We start from the raw sequence: 16,044 nt of genomic DNA, 5'->3' as shown, positions 1-16,044 counted from the left end.
GCACACTGACCCGGCGGGCCCGATGCGGACCGGGGTTCTGGGTAGGCTGAAAGGGTTATGACACGTAAGCAGCAAGCAGACTCACGCGGTCGCGGCCGGACCGCATCCAAGGACAGCCAGGACCCGGAACCCTTCTGGCACAAGGCCTTGCTGGCCCTGCCCCGGGGCCTGGGATCCCTGGTGCGCGCCGTGGCCGGCAAGAACGGCGACAACTCCGCCTACCGCAAGGACGGGCTCTGCTTTGTGCTGGTCATTCTGGCCGTGCTCTTCTGCGCCAGTGAATGGTTCCGTGTGAACGGCTTCCTGGGACGGGGACTGCATGCCCTGGCTGCGGGCGTTCTGGGCCTCTGCAGCATCATCCTGCCGGTGGTCCTGCTCTTCGCGGCCTTCCGGCTGGTCTGCTACACCGGGCGCGAGGCCGGGAACCTGCCTGTGGTGGGCGGCCTCATGGTGGTGCTCTGGTCGGTCTGCTCCATTCTGGATGTGCTCATGGCTTCGGACCATCGTGGTTTCGACATGAGGGCCATCAGCGGCTCAGGCGGCCTTCTGGGGTTCTTCCTGGGTTCGCCTCTGGCCTGGGGGCTGTCCAAGGTCTTCGCCGTCATCATCTTCGTCCTCGTAGGCATTTTCGGCCTCTTCATCACCTTCAGATTCCATATGAGCGACCTGGTTGCCTTGCTGCGCGGCAAGAGGACCCATGCCTCGGGCTCGGCTCAGGCGCAGACCGCTCCCAACGAGGTCAGGCTGGGCGATGACACCCTGCCTCTGGCGCCCGGCGTGCCCACCCACGAGGAGCAGGACCAGGAGACTGCCCAGGATTCCGGCCGTGGCGGGGTGGCCGGCTGGTTCAGCCGCTTGCTGCATGGCCGCATCGGCAAGGACACGGACACCCATCTTGAGCGTTACGAGGCTGACGAGCCCTTCTCCCAGGCGGCTTCGCTGGAGGGGGCTGACCAGGCTGAACAGGCTGACCAGGCTGACCAGGTGTCCACGCAGAACATGCCCGCGGTGGAGGCCCCGGCCACGGCCGCCCTTCTGGATGCCAGGGAGCAGGGGCACCCCAAGGTGGATCCGGCTGCCCTGTCCGGCGTGGGGGCCTCGGATCCCTGGGCCGCTGCCGCTGCTGCGGCCGACACCGTGCAGATGGATGCCCAGCCCGCTCCGGCCGCAGGGGACCAGGCTGCCGGAACCCAGGCTGCAGGCGCTCAGGCTGCAGAAGCGTCAGGTCCCTCAGACGACCGCCAGGTGGACGAGAGCCGTCCCTACGTGCTGCCCAGCACGGACCTGCTGGTCAAGGGCAAGCCCCATGCGGTCAGGACCTCGGCCAACGACGCGGTCATCAAGGCCCTGCAATCGACCTTCCAGCAGTTCGACGTGGATGCCAAGGTGGTCGGCTTCCTGCGCGGCCCCTCGGTCACCCAGTACGAGGTGGAGCTGGGCCCTGGCGTCAAGGTGGAGAAGGTCACCAACCTCCAGCGCAACATCGCCTACGCGGTGGCCAGCTCGGATGTGCGCATCCTGTCGCCCATCCCCGGCAAGTCGGCCATCGGCATCGAAATTCCCAACGTGGACCGCGAGATCGTCCACCTGGGCGACGTGCTGCGCTCCGACAAGGCCCAGCAGGACGACAACCCCATGATGACGGCCGTGGGCAAGGACGTGGAGGGCCACTATGTGACCGCCGACCTGACCAAGATGCCCCACCTGCTGGTGGCCGGCGCCACGGGTTCGGGCAAGTCCAGCTTCATCAACTCCATGCTGGTTTCGCTGATCATGCGGGCCACGCCGGAACAGGTCCGCCTGATCATGGTGGACCCCAAGCGCGTGGAGCTGAGCGCCTACGCCGGCATCCCCCACCTGCTCACGCCCATCATCACCGAACCCAAGAAGGCCGCCCAGGCCCTGGAATGGGTGGTCAAGGAGATGGACGCCCGCTACGACGACCTGCAGTTCTTCGGATTCCGGCACATCAAGGACTTCAACAAGGCCGTGCGCGAGGGCAAGGTCCACGCCCCCGCCGGCTCCAACCGCAAGGTGGCCCCCTACCCCTACCTGGTCGTGGTGGTCGACGAGATGGCCGACCTGATGATGGTGGCCAAGAATGACGTGGAGAGCTCCATTCAGCGGATCACCCAGCTGGCGCGTGCCGCCGGCGTCCACCTGGTCCTGGCCACCCAGCGGCCCTCGGTGGATGTGGTTACGGGCCTGATCAAGGCCAACATTCCCTCCAGACTGGCCTTCGCCACATCGTCCTCAACCGATTCCCGGGTCATTCTGGATGCCACCGGCGCCGAGACCCTGATTGGACAGGGTGATGCCCTCTTCCTGCCCATGGGCCAGGCCAAACCCACCCGCGTCCAGGGTGCCTGGGTTTCCGAGTCCGAGATCCGCAAGGCGGTGGATTATGTGCGCACCCAGCGCAAGCCCCACTACCGTGAGGACATCGAGCAGATGGCCGACAAGGCCGACCACAAGAACGAGATCCAGGAGGAGATCGGCGACGATATGGACGAGCTGCTCCAGGCGGCCGAGCTGGTGGTGACCACCCAGTTCGGATCCACCTCCATGCTCCAGCGCAAGCTCCGTGTGGGCTTCGCCAGGGCAGGGAGGCTGATGGACCTGCTGGAGTCGAGGGGAATCGTGGGGCCGTCGGAGGGTTCCAAGGCCCGCGAGGTGCTCATCCAGCCGCCGCAGCTGCAGCAGGCCCTGGCCTTCATCCGAGGCGACGCCTCCTCCATGGATTCCGCCCCGGATGAGCAAGCGCAGGGCTGAACATCGGCCCAAAAAGCTGGGCCTGGTCTACCGTTATGATGAAACTGCCGCCCGGCATCTCTTGTTGGACGGCCCGAGCGCACGAGTATCGCGTATAAGGAGTGGCAATGCAGGAGCATGCCGAGTCAGAGACCGGTCGTGAGAGGCGCAGGCTTCTCGAAGGATGGAATTCACCCCCAAACCTGGTCACCTACACCCGTATCCTCCTGGTCCTGGTCTTCATCGCCCTGGATCTGATGGCCGGTCCCTGGGGTGAACGCAGGCCTGGCATGCGCTGGACCGCGGCCGTGCTCTTCGTCCTCGCCGCCTCGACCGACAAGCTGGACGGGTGGCTGGCCCGCCGGTACAACCAGGTGACCGAGCTGGGCAAGCTCATGGACCCCATTGCCGACAAGCTGCTGATCTGCTCGGCGCTGATTGTGGCCTCCGTCTTCGGCGAGCTCTGGTGGTGGGTCACCGTGCTCTTCCTGGTGCGGGAACTGGGCATCACCCTGCTGCGGGTCCTGGTCATCAACAAGCAGGGCCGGGTCATCGCCGCCTCCCAGGCTGGCAAGTACAAGACCTTGTTTGAGTGCATCGGCCTGGGCATGCTCATGGCGCCCCTGTCGACGGTCTGGCCCTGGTACCTGGTGGCCACCCGCGTGGTCATCCTGGTGGCCCTGGCCCTCTGCCTCTACTCGGGAGCGGAATACGTGATGGGGATGCGGCGATGATCGGCAAGAGCGTGCAGGGACGTTGCGACGACCTGGCTGGACGGATCATCGACACCTGCCGTGATTCGGGCCTGTTCCTGGCCGCCGCCGAATCGCTGACCGGGGGGCTGCTGGCCGATGCCTTCGTCAGGATTCCCGGGGCCTCAGACGTTTTCCTCGGATCGGCCGTCACCTACGACATCGCCGCCAAGGCCGCCATCCTCAAGGTGGACCAGGACCTGCTGGCCACCCAGGGCGCGGTCCATCCACGGGTCGCCCAGGAGATGGCCGAGGGCACGGCCAGGCTCTACACCAGGCCGGGGCACGAGGACACGGTCATCGGCATGGCCACGACGGGCGTGGCCGGTCCGGGCCCTGACGGGGACGATCCTGCCGGGCTGGTTTACATCGGTCTGGCCCTGCCCGTCCGGGTGCTGGGTCGGCGTATCGAGACCGGCCTTCAATCTCACGCTTACCGGACCTATGCCTACGAGCTGCATCTGGACGGCGACCGGGAACAGGTGCGCCGGGGCACGGTCATGCGGATTCTGGACCAGCTGGATCGGGCCCTGCACTCGCGGGGCTGACGGCCTGATGCGGTGAGTCGCTTCCACTTACCGCTGTCGGACCTTGTGCATACGTGACCTTGGTCACAAAGCGGGCCTTTCGGGTTCCTCCCCTGGAATAATTCAGCGGCTCGTCTGTTGGTCACTGTGTAAGAAGTTGAACACGATAATGGCGAAAGGGGCTGCTATGGCCAGCACCGAGACCGTGATGACTCGAACCAACGATACCTATGATGTCAAGCCGGCCGCACCCGGAGTGGAGCGCAACGCGCGGGTTCGTGATCTGACCCCCGCCCAGCGCCGTGCCGTCGTCTTCGCCCAGCAGCAGGTGATCCGTGCCAAGGCCGCCAAGAAGGCCAAGGAGGAGCGCCAGGCCAACCTGAACAAGATGTGGATGGAGGAGGACGGCATGGAAGCCAGCCGTCAGCGGGCAGCCTCCAACAACGACGGCCGGGCCGTTACCCATACCGTCTCCCTGCGCGAGGCCCTGGGCCACGTGCTGCGCGAGCTGAGGACCAACGATCACAAGACCCTGCGTGAGGTCAGCGAGAAGGCCGGCGTCTCCCTGGGCTACCTGTCCGAGGTGGAACGCGGCCAGAAGGAGGCCAGCTCCGAACTGCTGAGCTCCATCGCCGACGCGCTGGGCCTGGGTGTGCCGCAGACCCTGCGGATGGTGGCGGACTACCTGGAGTCCACTCAGGAGTAAGCATGTCAGGTCCGGTCGGCTGACCCGGCGGACCGTTCTCGAGGGCGTCCGGTTCTGAGGAACCAGGCGCCCTCTTCTGCTGACTGTCGGTTGCTACCGTAGAAGGGGTGTGACAGGGTGGATCTTGGACGAAAGGTGATGTCGGGTGCGTGAACGGGAATTCTGGCAGCTGCTGGAGGAGGTCTTCGGCCGGGTCTACGGACGCAGTCTGGCCCGTGACCAGAGGCTGACCGCCCTGGATGCCATGACCGTAATAGAGGCCCTGGATGCGGGTGTGGAGCCGCGCGTGGTCTGGAATGTGCTCTGCGATCAGATGGAGATTCCCGACTCCCGGCGCTGGGGGAAGGACCACAATGCGCCGCCCCTGCCGGCAGCCTGATCGGCGGGTTTTATCCTCCGCGAATTTATTGCCCATTCCAGGTGATTTTCGAACATTTGTTCGCATAGTCGGGTATACTGATACCCATGGTCCGGTGACCATCGGCACGTTCGACCACATCGGGCGCCGGGACCGCAGACAGGTTCCGACGGCGGATAGGCTGTCAATCGTGAGGTCGTCAATCAGGATGTCGTCATCGTGAGGTCGGTTACGAAGAAGGAGAGCCATATGGCACGTCAGAGCAACAGTGGCAAGGCGAAGAAGGAAGAGGAGGGCGGGATCGACCCCCGTCGCCAGGCAGCCTTGAACACGGCCCTCGCGCAGGTGGAGAAGAGCTTCGGCAAGGGTTCGGCCATGCGCCTGGGCGACAAGCCCGCCCAGGATGTGGAGGTCATTCCCACCGGGTCCCTGGCCTTGGACATGGCCCTGGGCATCGGCGGACTGCCCCGCGGCCGCATCGTCGAGATCTATGGTCCCGAATCCTCGGGCAAGACCACCCTGGCCCTGCACGCGGTGGCCAATGCACAGGCCGGCGGTGGAGTGGCCGCTTTCATCGATGCTGAGCACGCTCTGGATCCTGAGTATGCCAAGAAGCTGGGCGTGGACACGGACTCCCTGATCGTCTCCCAGCCGGACAACGGCGAGCAGGCGCTGGAGATCGCCGACATGCTGATCAGATCGGGCGCTCTGGATGTCATCGTCATCGACTCGGTGGCCGCTCTGGTGCCCAAGGCCGAGATCGAGGGCGACATGGGCGACAGCCACGTGGGTCTGCAGGCCAGGCTGATGAGCCAGGCCCTGCGCAAGATGACTGGTGCCCTGTCCCAGGCCAACACCACGGCCATCTTCATCAACCAGCTCAGGGAGAAGATCGGCGTCTTCTTCGGCAGCCCGGAGACCACCACCGGCGGCAAGGCCCTGAAGTTCTACGCCTCGGTCCGCCTGGACATCCGCCGTATCCAGACCCTGAAGAACGGCGACGAGGCGGTGGGCAACCGCACCAAGGTCAAGGTGGTCAAGAACAAGATGGCCCCGCCCTTCAAGGTGGCCGAATTCGACATTCTCTACGGGGAGGGCATCTCCAAGGAGGGTTCGGTTCTGGACATGGCCCTGCAGACCAACATCGTCAAGAAGTCGGGCTCCTGGTTCACCTACGAGGGCGATCAGCTGGGTCAGGGCAGGGAGAACGTCCGTCAGTTCCTCAAGGACAACCCCGGCCTGACCAAGGAGATCGAAGATAAGGTCAAGGTTGCCTTCGGCCTTATTCCTGCTCCCTCTGAGGACGACAAGGCCGATCAGACTGATGCTGACCAAGACAGCAAGGAAGACGATTCTGCTCCTGTCGACGTCAACACCACTGTGCCCACGGCTCAGGCTGCATGACCCGATGATCTCGGCCGAGGACTTCCTCAAGGAAAATCCGGTCCGACTGGCGCAGACCGAGGATCCTGCCGACTCCATCACAGAATCGGTGGATTCCCGGTCGGACCGGTTCCAGGCAGAACCTGCGGGTGCGTCTGCTCCAGCAGATTCGGTGGCACTCCTTGCTCCTGCCCCTGCGCAGAAGGATGACAGCTACAAGGAAGACAGCCGCCCAGTGCCGCCCCCTGTCCTCAGTCTGGGACATGGCGCTCGGTTCGGAGGCAGTCTGGAAGAGATTGACAGTCCTGCCAATGCTGATATGGGTGACGAATCCCTGGCAGGTCGCCATTCTCGTGGTCGCCGTTCTGCCCGTGGTTCCGATAGAAGAACCCGCCGCCGTGGCCGTCGTCCACGTGCCGGCGGCTTTGGTGGAGGTTCAGCGCCTGCAGCCCCTCGAGCGGATGCGGATGATGCGGATGCTTGCCGGGAGGCTGCCCTGACCCTGCTGGATGCAGCGGCCCGTTCGAGTGGAGCCCTGGCCCGTCGTCTGGTCGACAAGGGGTTTGACACGAACGTGGTCGATCAGGTGGTCGATCGGTTGACCAAGCTGGGCCTGGTAGATGACCAGGCCTATGCCCAGGATCTGCTGCGCTCCTGTCTGCACCGCACCATGGGGGAGCGCGGCGTGCTCTCGGAGATGACCCGCAAGGGTCTGGATCCGGGACTGGCTGCGCAGGTGGTGGCCCAGGCCTCCCGTGAGGGGCTCTTCGTCGACTCCGCCTACGAGCTCGGCCGCAAGGTGGCCCGGAAGACAGCGGGACTTGATCTTAAAGTGCGCAAACGGCGATTCTGGAGTGCTGGATCCCGCAAGGGCCACTCTCCCGGCCTTCTCAACCAGGTGGCAGCTGATCTTTTCGTCTCTGACGACCCTCTCGATTGAGGTATCTCGTGGATGTGTTGGTATTCACGATGAAAAAAAGCACAGCACTATGCGGCTATGGCCATGTTACCGAACTGCTCTAGCTGGATGTATGCACTATTCGGAGCACTCCAGTCGGCATAGGCGAACCATGAATCAAGACCTTTGGTCCCGCTTTCACATAGAGCGGCTAGTCTGGATGTAACGGGCTGCCGCGGTTGTTCAAGTCTGTCAGAAGGTGGAGGTGTCGGATGCTCGATAAGAGTGAACTTCTGCAGGAGAATGCAGCACTGGTCGCCCTGCTGAGAACCATCGACAAATCGCATGACACCTGGAGCTCCATCGCTGAAAAGGTTGTACGCCAGGGTAGCGCTATTCAAGTCTTTGAACATGAGCTTGACCCGCAGCATCATCGGCTGGATGACCCTGACGAAGATGACGAATATGACGACCGTATTCAGACGGCCCTGTTGGGCGAGGATGACATACCCATTACCACGCAACGTCGTGTGCAGCTCTTGCAGGCTCACAAAGAGGCCGAAGCCATGGTTCATGAATGGGGCAAGCAGGGTTTGGATATGGTGTCGGTCCTCGATGAGCGGTATCCGTTGAGCCTGCGCGAGGTTGTCGATATGCCTCCGTTCCTGTTTTCCAAGGGTCGTTTCCTCAGCCCCGATCAACAGGATATGGGTGTCAGCGTGGTGGGTTCGCGCAATGCAGGACCGGAGGCTCTGCATTTCGCTTCTGATGTGGCAACGATGCTGGTGAGCAAAGGCCTGACCGTTATCGCCGGCTTGGCTTTGGGAGTAGATGCTGAAGCCCATCATCGTGCCCTGCAGGAGCATGGCCGTACGGTGGCTTTCATCGGCACGGGCATAGGGAAGTACTATCCCGCAAAAAATCGCCATCTGCAGGAGCTTATCGAGCATAACGGCCAAGTGTTTTCGCAGTTCTGGCCCTGGCAGGGGCCCACCAAGTGGACCTTTCCTGCACGTAATGCCACTATGAGCGGCTACGGTATCGCTACCGTCATCGTTGAAGCCCATGAATATTCCGGCACCCGTGTTCAGGCTCGGCAGGCCCAGCATCATGGCCGGCCGATCATAATTCGTGACGCCGTGGTTGACCATACTGAATGGGGCAAGCGTCTGGTCGACAAGCCCAACGTCTACGTCGTCTCCAATGTGGATGAGGTGGCCAGCGCCATCAACTCGATACAAGAGGTCAACAGTGAGTTGCAAGATGCAATAAGCGGCATAGTTGCCCAAGCCAGTGCCTATGCCGATCGTATCGGTGTGGGGTAATCAGCATGGTGGATCAGACAACCAGACTTGACCAATTGCTGTGGCGGAAAGCTGGAAGCTATTTAAAGCCTGTCATTTATCACTCAAAGCATGACAACGTATGTGGTACCTGTGGCGGTTTCAAACAAAATCAATACGATAGGTGCTGGTCCTGTAATCAGACCATTCTTGAAGCGCAAAAACGGCAATGCCAGACTCTTTTAGCTGACCACATAGCCTGTGGTTTTTATGCAGTTGAAGAATGGGAACAGACATACAAGGTCATCCGCGACTACAAAGAGCAATTGCCTTCTGCCAAGGAGCACCGAACAATCGTCGCTTCGATACTTGCTCTGCATATCCTTGGGCACCTGTCATGCATCGGTTCTCAGGAGAACTCACCTGTAACGGCATGGGCTGTAATTCCTTCGACGAAGAATTCAAAACGATATGGCCAGGAGCACCCCCTCCATCAGTTGGTGGCAGGGTTGATTCCTTTCTTGCCTGAAGTGACGTTGCGGGCCAACAAGGCCAAGACCCGTAGTCTGGATGAAGAAGCCTTCTCGATTGCAAGTCCAGTGAAAGCAAGCTGCTTACGCCATGTGCTTCTGATTGATGACTCATGGGTGACGGGAAGTACAGCGCAATCAGCCAGCATTTGTCTCAAAGAAGCAGGCGTCTCCCGCGTATCTATCTACTGCGTGACTCGCATCGCCAAGGAATCCTTTATCAATTCGCTTGGTCCTGGTTTGCTTAGAGACTTCAGTCATGGCGATCACTATGCAATGGGATGGTGTCCGTGGAATAGAGGTGTTGAATGGTGATTTCCCAAGGATGTTTTATTGAGGTTTCTGCCTGCAGTTTGGCTCCAGAGCGAAATGCTCGATAGCTGCCTTAGCTGTCCTTTGATGATCACAAGCATCAAATTGCTGAGGGGAAGAAAATGAGACCTCTCATATACCCCGGGTTCTGTCATCGACCGGATGATATCCGGACGACGGATGGCCATCCATCTCGACCTGACGTTGCCGCCAGGCTCTAGCGGCCTACCCGAAGGCGGGACGAGCAGCCCCTGAATGCCTTCTGCTTGGCCTTGCTCCCGATGAGGCTTGCCATGCGGTCGGCGTTACCGTCGACCCGGTGGTCTCTTACACCGCCGTTTCACCCTTGCCCGCCTTTGCCAGGCGAGCGGTCTGTTCTCTGTTGCGCTATCTCTCAGGTCGCCCTGGGCGGACGTTATCCGCCATCGTGCTCTGTGGAGCCCGGAAGTTCCTCAGCCCTTCCCAGGAGGAGGGGCCGCGGCCATCCGAGAGGTCTCGGGGATTCAGCATAGCGGAACTGAACGACTGGACCACGGCCAGGATCCCGCTCTGGCCTCAAGCTCAATCAGTGAGTCAGCCCTGCTCTTCGGATACAATCGGAAGCACAGTCGATGGTGACCAAGTCCGCCATCGCACCAGCGGTTCGTCCGCTCACAAGTGCAAGGAGATTCCCATGGAGATCGTCATTACCGGTCGACATACCCAAATCAAGCAGCGGTTCCGCGATGTTGTGGACAGCAAGATGAATAGGGTGACGGCCATCGCCCCCGATGCCCAGCGCATCCAGGTCGTTCTGACACATGAAGGCAATCCCCGCCAGGCTGACAGCGCCAAGAGGGTGGAGCTCACGGTCCAGGCCGGCAAGACCGTGATTCGCGCCGAGGCTTCCAGCGCCGACGAGTTCAGTGCGCTGGACATGGCCCTGGACAAGCTGACCCAGCGTCTGCGCCGGGTCCGCGACCGCCGCAAGGACCACCGTCGCGGGCTGGAGCATCCGCCCCTGCCCGCCGATCTGCCCGTGGATGACCAGCCAGGCGATGAGGGTGATCAGGGAGACCAGGGTCAGGAGTCCAACCCCGATAACAGCGCCCAAACCGCCGTGGCCTCGGACCTGGCGCCGGGCCAGTCGGTCGAGGTGCAGGTGGGCGACACCCCCATCGTCATCCGCCGCAAGCTGCACATCGCCGAGCCCATGAGCATCGACGAGGCCCTTTACGAGATGGAGCTGATCGGCCACGACTTCTTCCTCTTCGTCAACAAGGAGACCAAGCGGCCGTCAGTGGTCTACCGCCGGCACGGATGGAGCTACGGCGTCTTCGAGATCGATACGCCCGAGCATGTAGGCCAGAAGAAGTAACAGCAAAACGGATAGACGAGCGGATATTGAACTGTGGGGCGATTCCCCGGCGGCAAATTGGCCTGACCTCCGGAGAATCGCCCTTCTTCAATGCCCGGTCCGGCTGCCAAGGCCGCAGCCGGGTTTGCGGAACCATCGGTTTCGAGAAAATCGGTGCATTCGCGTAAGATAATCAAGGTCTGGGCCTACGTCAGCTGAGGGCGTGCGAAGGCCATAAAAGAACGGTAGGGAGCGCAACGTGGTAGCAGTCTTGGACAAGGTCCTCCGTATGGGCGAGGGTCGTCAGATTCGCAAGCTTCAGGGGGTGGCCAAGGCGACCAACGCCTTCGAGGATCAGATCTCGGCCATGAGCGATGAGGAGCTCAAGGCGCAGACGCCCAAGTTCAAGCAGCGACTGGAGAACGGCGAATCCCTCGATTCCCTGATGCCTGAAGCCTTCGCCACGGTTCGTGAGGTTTCCAAGCGCACCCTGGGCCAGCGGCATTTCGATGTCCAGCTGATGGGCGGCGCGGCACTGCACTGGGGCAACATCGCGGAGATGAAGACCGGCGAGGGCAAGACCCTGGTGGCCACCCTGCCCAGCTATCTGAATGCCCTGGAGGGCAAGGGCGTGCACGTGGTCACGGTCAACGACTACCTGGCCTCCTACCAGAGCGAGCTCATGGGGCGCATCTTCCGCTTCCTGGGCATGAGCGTGGGCTGCATCATCACCGACCAGCGCCCCAACGAGCGCCGCAAGCAGTACCAGGCGGACATCACCTACGGCACCAACAATGAATTCGGCTTCGACTACCTGCGCGACAACATGGCCTGGGACAAGGACGAGCTGGTCCAGCGCGGCCACCATTTCGCCATCGTGGACGAGGTGGATTCCATCCTGATCGACGAGGCACGAACTCCTCTGATCATCTCCGGACCCGCCGAGGGCGATGTGACCCGATGGTACCGGCAGTTCGCCAAGCTGGTCCCCAAGCTCACCAGGGACGAGGACTACGAGGTCGACGAGAAGAAGAAGGTCGTCGGCATCCTGGATCCCGGCATCACCAAGGTCGAGGACTACCTGGGCATCGACAACCTCTACGAGCCCGCCAACACCGCCCTGATCGGGTACCTGAACAACGCCATCAAGGCCAAGGAGCTCTTCCTGCGCGACCGTGACTACGTGGTCCAGAACGGCGAGGTCCTGATCGTGGACGAGCACACCGGCCGTCTGCTCAAGGGCCGCCGCTACAACGAGGGCCTCCACCAGGCCATCGAGGCCAAGGAGGGTGTGGAGGTCAAGGCCGAGAACCAGACCTTCGCCACCATCACCCTGCAGAACTACTTCCGCATGTACGACAAGCTGGCGGGCATGACCGGCACGGCCGAGACCGAGGCCGCCGAGTTCATGAACACCTACAAGCTGGGCGTGCTGCCCATCCCCACCAACAAGCCCATGATCCGCAAGGATCAGGACGATCTGATCTACCGCTCCAAGAAGGAGAAGCTGGCCGCCATCGTCCGGGACGTTGCCAAGCGGCATGCCAAGGGCCAGCCCATCCTGCTGGGCACTGCATCCGTGGAGTCCTCCGAGGTGGTCTCCTCCCTGCTGGACGTAGCCGGCATCGACCACCAGGTGCTCAACGCCAAGCAGCATGCGCGCGAGGCTGCTGTCGTAGCCGTGGCAGGGCGCAAGGGGGCCGTGACCGTGGCCACCAACATGGCCGGGCGCGGCACCGACATCATGCTGGGCGGGAACGTGGAGTTCCTCGCCGATCAGAAGCTCAAGGAGCAGGGCTACTCGCCCGACGACACCCCTGAGGAGTATGAGAAGCGCTGGCCCAAGATGCTGGATTCCGTCAAGGAACAGGTCAAGGATGAGCACGAGGAAGTCGTCAAGCTGGGCGGCCTCTACGTGCTGGGCACAGAACGGCACGAGTCCCGCCGCATCGACAACCAGCTGCGTGGCCGTTCCGGCCGTCAGGGCGACCCCGGTGAGTCCAGGTTCTACCTGAGCCTGGAGGATGACCTGATGCGCCTGTTCAACACCCAGCTGGTGGCTCGAATGATGTCCTCCACGAGCCTGCCCGAAGGTCAACCCATAGGCACCAAGAGTGTCTCCAAGGGTGTGCGCAATGCACAGAAGTCTGTCGAATCCCGCAACTACGAGATCCGCAAGAACGTGCTCAAGTACGACGACGTGATGAACAAGCAGCGCCAGGTCATCTACGGCGAGCGTCAGGCCGTGCTCAAGGGCGAGGACATCCACCAGGACATCCTCCGCTTCATCCGCGAGACCGTGACGTCATACATCCGTGGGGCGCAGAACGGCTCGGACAAGCCTCAGGATTGGGATGCTGACGGGCTCTGGAAGGCGCTGGCCTCCGTCTATCCGATCAGTCTCGACCAGGATGAGAGCATGGACTCCCTGGAGGGTCTGAAGGGTGACAAGGCCGTCAAGGCCCTGGCGGACAAGATCGTGGAGGACGCCGAGTCCATCTACCAGGAGCGCGAGGATGAACTGGGCGAGAAGGGCTCAAGGCAGTTGGAGCGCCAGGTGGTCCTTTCCGTCCTGGACAGCAAGTGGCGCGAGCACCTCTACGAGATGGACTACCTCAAGGACGGCATCGGCCTGCGCGGCATGGGTCAGCGCGACCCCCTGGTCGAGTACCAGCGCGAGGGCTACCAGATGTACAACTCCATGATCGACGCCATCAAGGAGCAGACCGTGCAGCTGCTCTTCAACGTGGACCTCAAGCAAATTGCCGCCAGCCAGGAGAACGAGCGGCGGGCCCGCGAAGAACGCGAAGAAAACGAGGCGAGCCAGTCCGAAGAGGTCAACTACCAGGCGCCTGAAGAGCCTGATGCCGAGGATGAGACCACAGACATCGACGAGACGGCCGAGGAGCGTGATGAAGATGCCCCGGCGGGCAGCGTCCAGGAGGACTCCGACGAGGATGCGTCAGAGGATGTCGCTGACGCGCAGTCGGGTCTGAGCACGTCCGCCGAGGACTCGGAGGCTCCCGAGGATTCGTCCCCGGCCCCGGTTGGGCCCGCTCCCATCAGCCATGCCGAGGGCAAGGTTCCTGCCAATAAGAGGCCCAAGGCCGTAGAGGATCACTCGCCTTGGGCCGATGGCCGCACCTTCCCGGGCACACCCCGTAACGCCCCTTGCCCCTGCGGCTCTGGACGAAAGTACAAGATGTGCCACGGTCAGAACGAGAAGAAATGACAGGTAGGCGCATTGATTAGCGGCTTCTGCAGATAGGGTTGCCGATCTGATTGACGGCCATCGCTCGCAAGGGCGGTGGCCGTTTCCATATATTGGATTGGCTGCTTTCATATATTGGTAGATAAGTGACCAGAATATGGGATGGCCTTGTGTAGGGGAGGGGCAGGGCAGTAAACCTAGAGCAAACAGCGGGGCATCCGGCCCCGCTTCTCCAAAGGAAAAGAGTCATCATGCGGCCACTTAGCTGGAAATCCGTCCTGAACTCCTTGGTGTCCGGTCGACACCTGAGCGCGGATGAGGCCGAGTGGTGCATGAACGACCTGATGGACGGGAATGCCGACCCGGTACAGGTGGGCGCCGCCCTGTCCATGCAGTCCACCCTAGGGCTGACCAGCCCGGAGGTCGAAGGGGCCGCAAAGGCCATGGTGGGCCATGCGGTGCCGCTGAAGGTCAGCGGTGATGTGACCGACATCGTCGGCACCGGCGGCGATGGGGCAGCGACCGTCAACCTGTCGACCATGGGCGCCATCGTGGCTGCCGCAGCGGGGGTCAGGATCGTCAAGCACGGCAACCGGGCCGCATCCAGCAAGAGCGGCACCGCCGACTGCCTGGAGCAGCTGGGCCTGCCCCTGGATCTACCGCCGCAGGAGGTGGCTGCCATGGCTGACCGCTACGGCATCACCTTCGTCTTTGCCAAGACCTTCCACCCGGCCATGCGGTTTGCCGGCCCTGTTCGCTCCTCGCTGGGCATCCCGACCGTCTTCAACCTGCTGGGACCCCTGACCAACCCGGTCAACCCGCGCTATGTGGCTATTGGATGCGCCCAGCGTCAGCTGAGTCCCATGATGGCCCAGGTCTATGCCTCACGCGGCCAGGAGGGCATGGTCTACACCTCGGTCGAAGGCCTTGACGAGATGGCTCCGACCGGGCCGGTTTCCATCTGGGAGATCCACCAGGGCAAGGTGGAGGAGCGCTCCTTCGACCCGACCCGTGAACTGGGCCTCGACCCGGTGGATTTGGATGACCTCCGCGGTGGCGATCCCGCCTTCAACGCCAGTGTCGTCAGGGACTTCCTGGCTGGAAAGTCGGTTCCCTCCCGTTCCACGGCCCTGCTCAATGCGGCCTCGGCCATCGTGGCTGACGGTACGCAGATTGACGCCGGTCCCGAGGCTGATCTGAACGTGCGGTTTGCCCAGGCCTATCAACTGGCTACCGAGGTTGTGGACCAGGGCAGGGCCGCAGACCTGCTGGCAGCCTGGATCCACGGAGCCCAGGAGGCGCAGTCCCATTACCTGCAAGAGAATCGGACATCCCGTCCGGTCTTGGTCTAGGTTCGTTGCTGCTACACCTGTTTGGGCCCTGCTGGCTGATATTCCAGCCAGCAGGGCCCGATTTTTTGGCGGCTCACCAATGGGGGCACACGGCATTATCGCCGGTAGTGTTGTTCGTCGTCATCGAAGAGCCCGCTTGAATCATCGCGGAAATTCTTCCGGTCGATGATCAGTCCTGCGATGCCTATCAGCAGGAGCAGGCCCGCCAGCAGGCCGGTCAAGCCGGACCAGCGGGGAATGAAGATGGTCAGGAAGAAGCAGACCAGGCCCAGCGCCGTCATGATCATGAAGGCCACCCGCCTTCTGCCCAGATCGCTCAGGTCGGGGTTGGGCGGCACAAAGTTCGACGACTGATCCATGACCTCGTCGGTGTCCAGCCAGCTCCTGCCCTGGAAATCGCGCGGTCCTGAGCCACCGACGAAGGAGTCGCGCTTCAGGTCCTCGGCCCTCAGCGCCGCCTTCTTCTCGGACTTTCGAGCCTTCTTTTCAAATTCCTTGGCCGTCTTGGACGACTCCAGGGAACCCAGCTCGTCAGCGTGCGAGTTCAGGAAGTCCGCCCACTCTTCGTCCCCCTGTGGGGAGCCGGTTCCCGCCTCGCTGTTATACTGTTTCCCGGCGTCGTTATGCTTGTGCTCGGTCATAGAA

Annotated in this window: 12 protein-coding genes, 1 other RNA gene and 2 pseudogenes; 13 read left to right on the top strand and 2 right to left on the bottom strand. The window is 62.2% G+C overall.

Annotation, left to right across the window (positions count from 1 at the left end; all coding sequences use genetic code 11):
* The first annotated feature begins 57 nt into the window (after positions 1 to 57).
* The 9 genes from LPC22_RS05310 to LPC22_RS05270 all read left to right on the top strand — a co-directional run bounded on the left by LPC22_RS05310 (position 58) and on the right by LPC22_RS05270 (position 9,503).
* Positions 58 to 2,772, top strand: coding sequence for an FtsK/SpoIIIE family DNA translocase (locus tag LPC22_RS05310; protein ID WP_229132979.1), 2,715 nt, complete (start codon positions 58 to 60; stop codon positions 2,770 to 2,772).
* A gap of 107 nt (positions 2,773 to 2,879) precedes the next feature.
* A complete protein-coding gene (gene pgsA / locus LPC22_RS05305) occupies positions 2,880 to 3,485 on the top strand; it encodes a CDP-diacylglycerol--glycerol-3-phosphate 3-phosphatidyltransferase (RefSeq protein WP_229132977.1) in 606 nt (201 codons plus the stop codon).
* Positions 3,482 to 4,051 carry a CinA family protein gene (locus tag LPC22_RS05300; RefSeq protein WP_144085992.1) on the top strand — a complete coding sequence of 190 codons (570 nt, stop codon included), beginning with the start codon at positions 3,482 to 3,484 and terminating at the stop codon, positions 4,049 to 4,051. Before pgsA ends, LPC22_RS05300 begins: the two co-directional genes overlap by 4 nt.
* Positions 4,052 to 4,217: 166 nt before the next feature.
* Positions 4,218 to 4,736 (top strand): helix-turn-helix domain-containing protein, encoded by a 519-nt coding sequence (locus tag LPC22_RS05295; RefSeq protein WP_372338668.1) that lies wholly within the window; start codon positions 4,218 to 4,220, stop codon positions 4,734 to 4,736.
* Between the two features lie 145 nt (positions 4,737 to 4,881).
* Positions 4,882 to 5,115, top strand: a complete 234-nt coding sequence (locus LPC22_RS05290) for a DUF3046 domain-containing protein (protein WP_024627845.1) — start codon at positions 4,882 to 4,884, stop codon at positions 5,113 to 5,115.
* A gap of 228 nt (positions 5,116 to 5,343) precedes the next feature.
* The gene (gene recA / locus LPC22_RS05285) at positions 5,344 to 6,498 is read left to right on the top strand and encodes a recombinase RecA (protein ID WP_229132974.1); all 1,155 of its coding nucleotides are present in this window, start codon (positions 5,344 to 5,346) and stop codon (positions 6,496 to 6,498) included.
* 4 nt (positions 6,499 to 6,502) lie between these two features.
* Positions 6,503 to 7,417: a regulatory protein RecX gene (locus LPC22_RS05280; RefSeq protein WP_229132973.1), complete on the top strand. Its 915-nt coding sequence runs from the start codon at positions 6,503 to 6,505 to the stop codon at positions 7,415 to 7,417.
* Positions 7,418 to 7,647: 230 nt separating this feature from the next.
* The gene (locus tag LPC22_RS05275) at positions 7,648 to 8,700 is read left to right on the top strand and encodes a DNA-processing protein DprA (protein ID WP_229132970.1); all 1,053 of its coding nucleotides are present in this window, start codon (positions 7,648 to 7,650) and stop codon (positions 8,698 to 8,700) included.
* 5 nt (positions 8,701 to 8,705) lie between these two features.
* A complete protein-coding gene (locus LPC22_RS05270) occupies positions 8,706 to 9,503 on the top strand; it encodes a hypothetical protein (protein ID WP_229132965.1) in 798 nt (265 codons plus the stop codon).
* A 117-nt stretch (positions 9,504 to 9,620) separates the two neighbouring features.
* Here the strand turns inward: LPC22_RS05270 and rnpB are convergent.
* Positions 9,621 to 9,997, bottom strand: an RNA gene (gene rnpB / locus LPC22_RS05265) — RNase P RNA component class A.
* A 176-nt stretch (positions 9,998 to 10,173) separates the two neighbouring features.
* Here rnpB and hpf point away from each other — a divergent pair.
* The 4 genes and pseudogenes from hpf (at position 10,174) to trpD (ending at position 15,399) form a co-directional block, all read left to right on the top strand.
* Positions 10,174 to 10,857 carry a ribosome hibernation-promoting factor, HPF/YfiA family gene (hpf, locus tag LPC22_RS05260; RefSeq protein ID WP_101432203.1) on the top strand — a complete coding sequence of 228 codons (684 nt, stop codon included), beginning with the start codon at positions 10,174 to 10,176 and terminating at the stop codon, positions 10,855 to 10,857.
* A gap of 238 nt (positions 10,858 to 11,095) precedes the next feature.
* Positions 11,096 to 13,604: pseudogene (secA, locus tag LPC22_RS05255) on the top strand (preprotein translocase subunit SecA); the annotation flags it as partial.
* Between the two features lie 173 nt (positions 13,605 to 13,777).
* Positions 13,778 to 14,068: pseudogene (locus tag LPC22_RS08515) on the top strand (SEC-C metal-binding domain-containing protein); the annotation flags it as partial.
* A 230-nt stretch (positions 14,069 to 14,298) separates the two neighbouring features.
* Positions 14,299 to 15,399: an anthranilate phosphoribosyltransferase gene (gene trpD, locus LPC22_RS05250; RefSeq protein ID WP_229132955.1), complete on the top strand. Its 1,101-nt coding sequence runs from the start codon at positions 14,299 to 14,301 to the stop codon at positions 15,397 to 15,399.
* A 95-nt stretch (positions 15,400 to 15,494) separates the two neighbouring features.
* Here the strand turns inward: trpD and LPC22_RS05245 are convergent, their stop codons facing one another.
* Positions 15,495 to 16,040, bottom strand: coding sequence for a hypothetical protein (locus tag LPC22_RS05245; protein ID WP_121914549.1), 546 nt, complete (start codon positions 16,038 to 16,040; stop codon positions 15,495 to 15,497).
* Positions 16,041 to 16,044 lie beyond the last annotated feature (4 nt).

This window comes from Bifidobacterium mizhiense (assembly GCF_020884755.1).
Taxonomy (GTDB): domain Bacteria; phylum Actinomycetota; class Actinomycetes; order Actinomycetales; family Bifidobacteriaceae; genus Bombiscardovia; species Bombiscardovia mizhiensis.
This window is presented reverse-complemented; position numbering and strand designations above follow the sequence as displayed.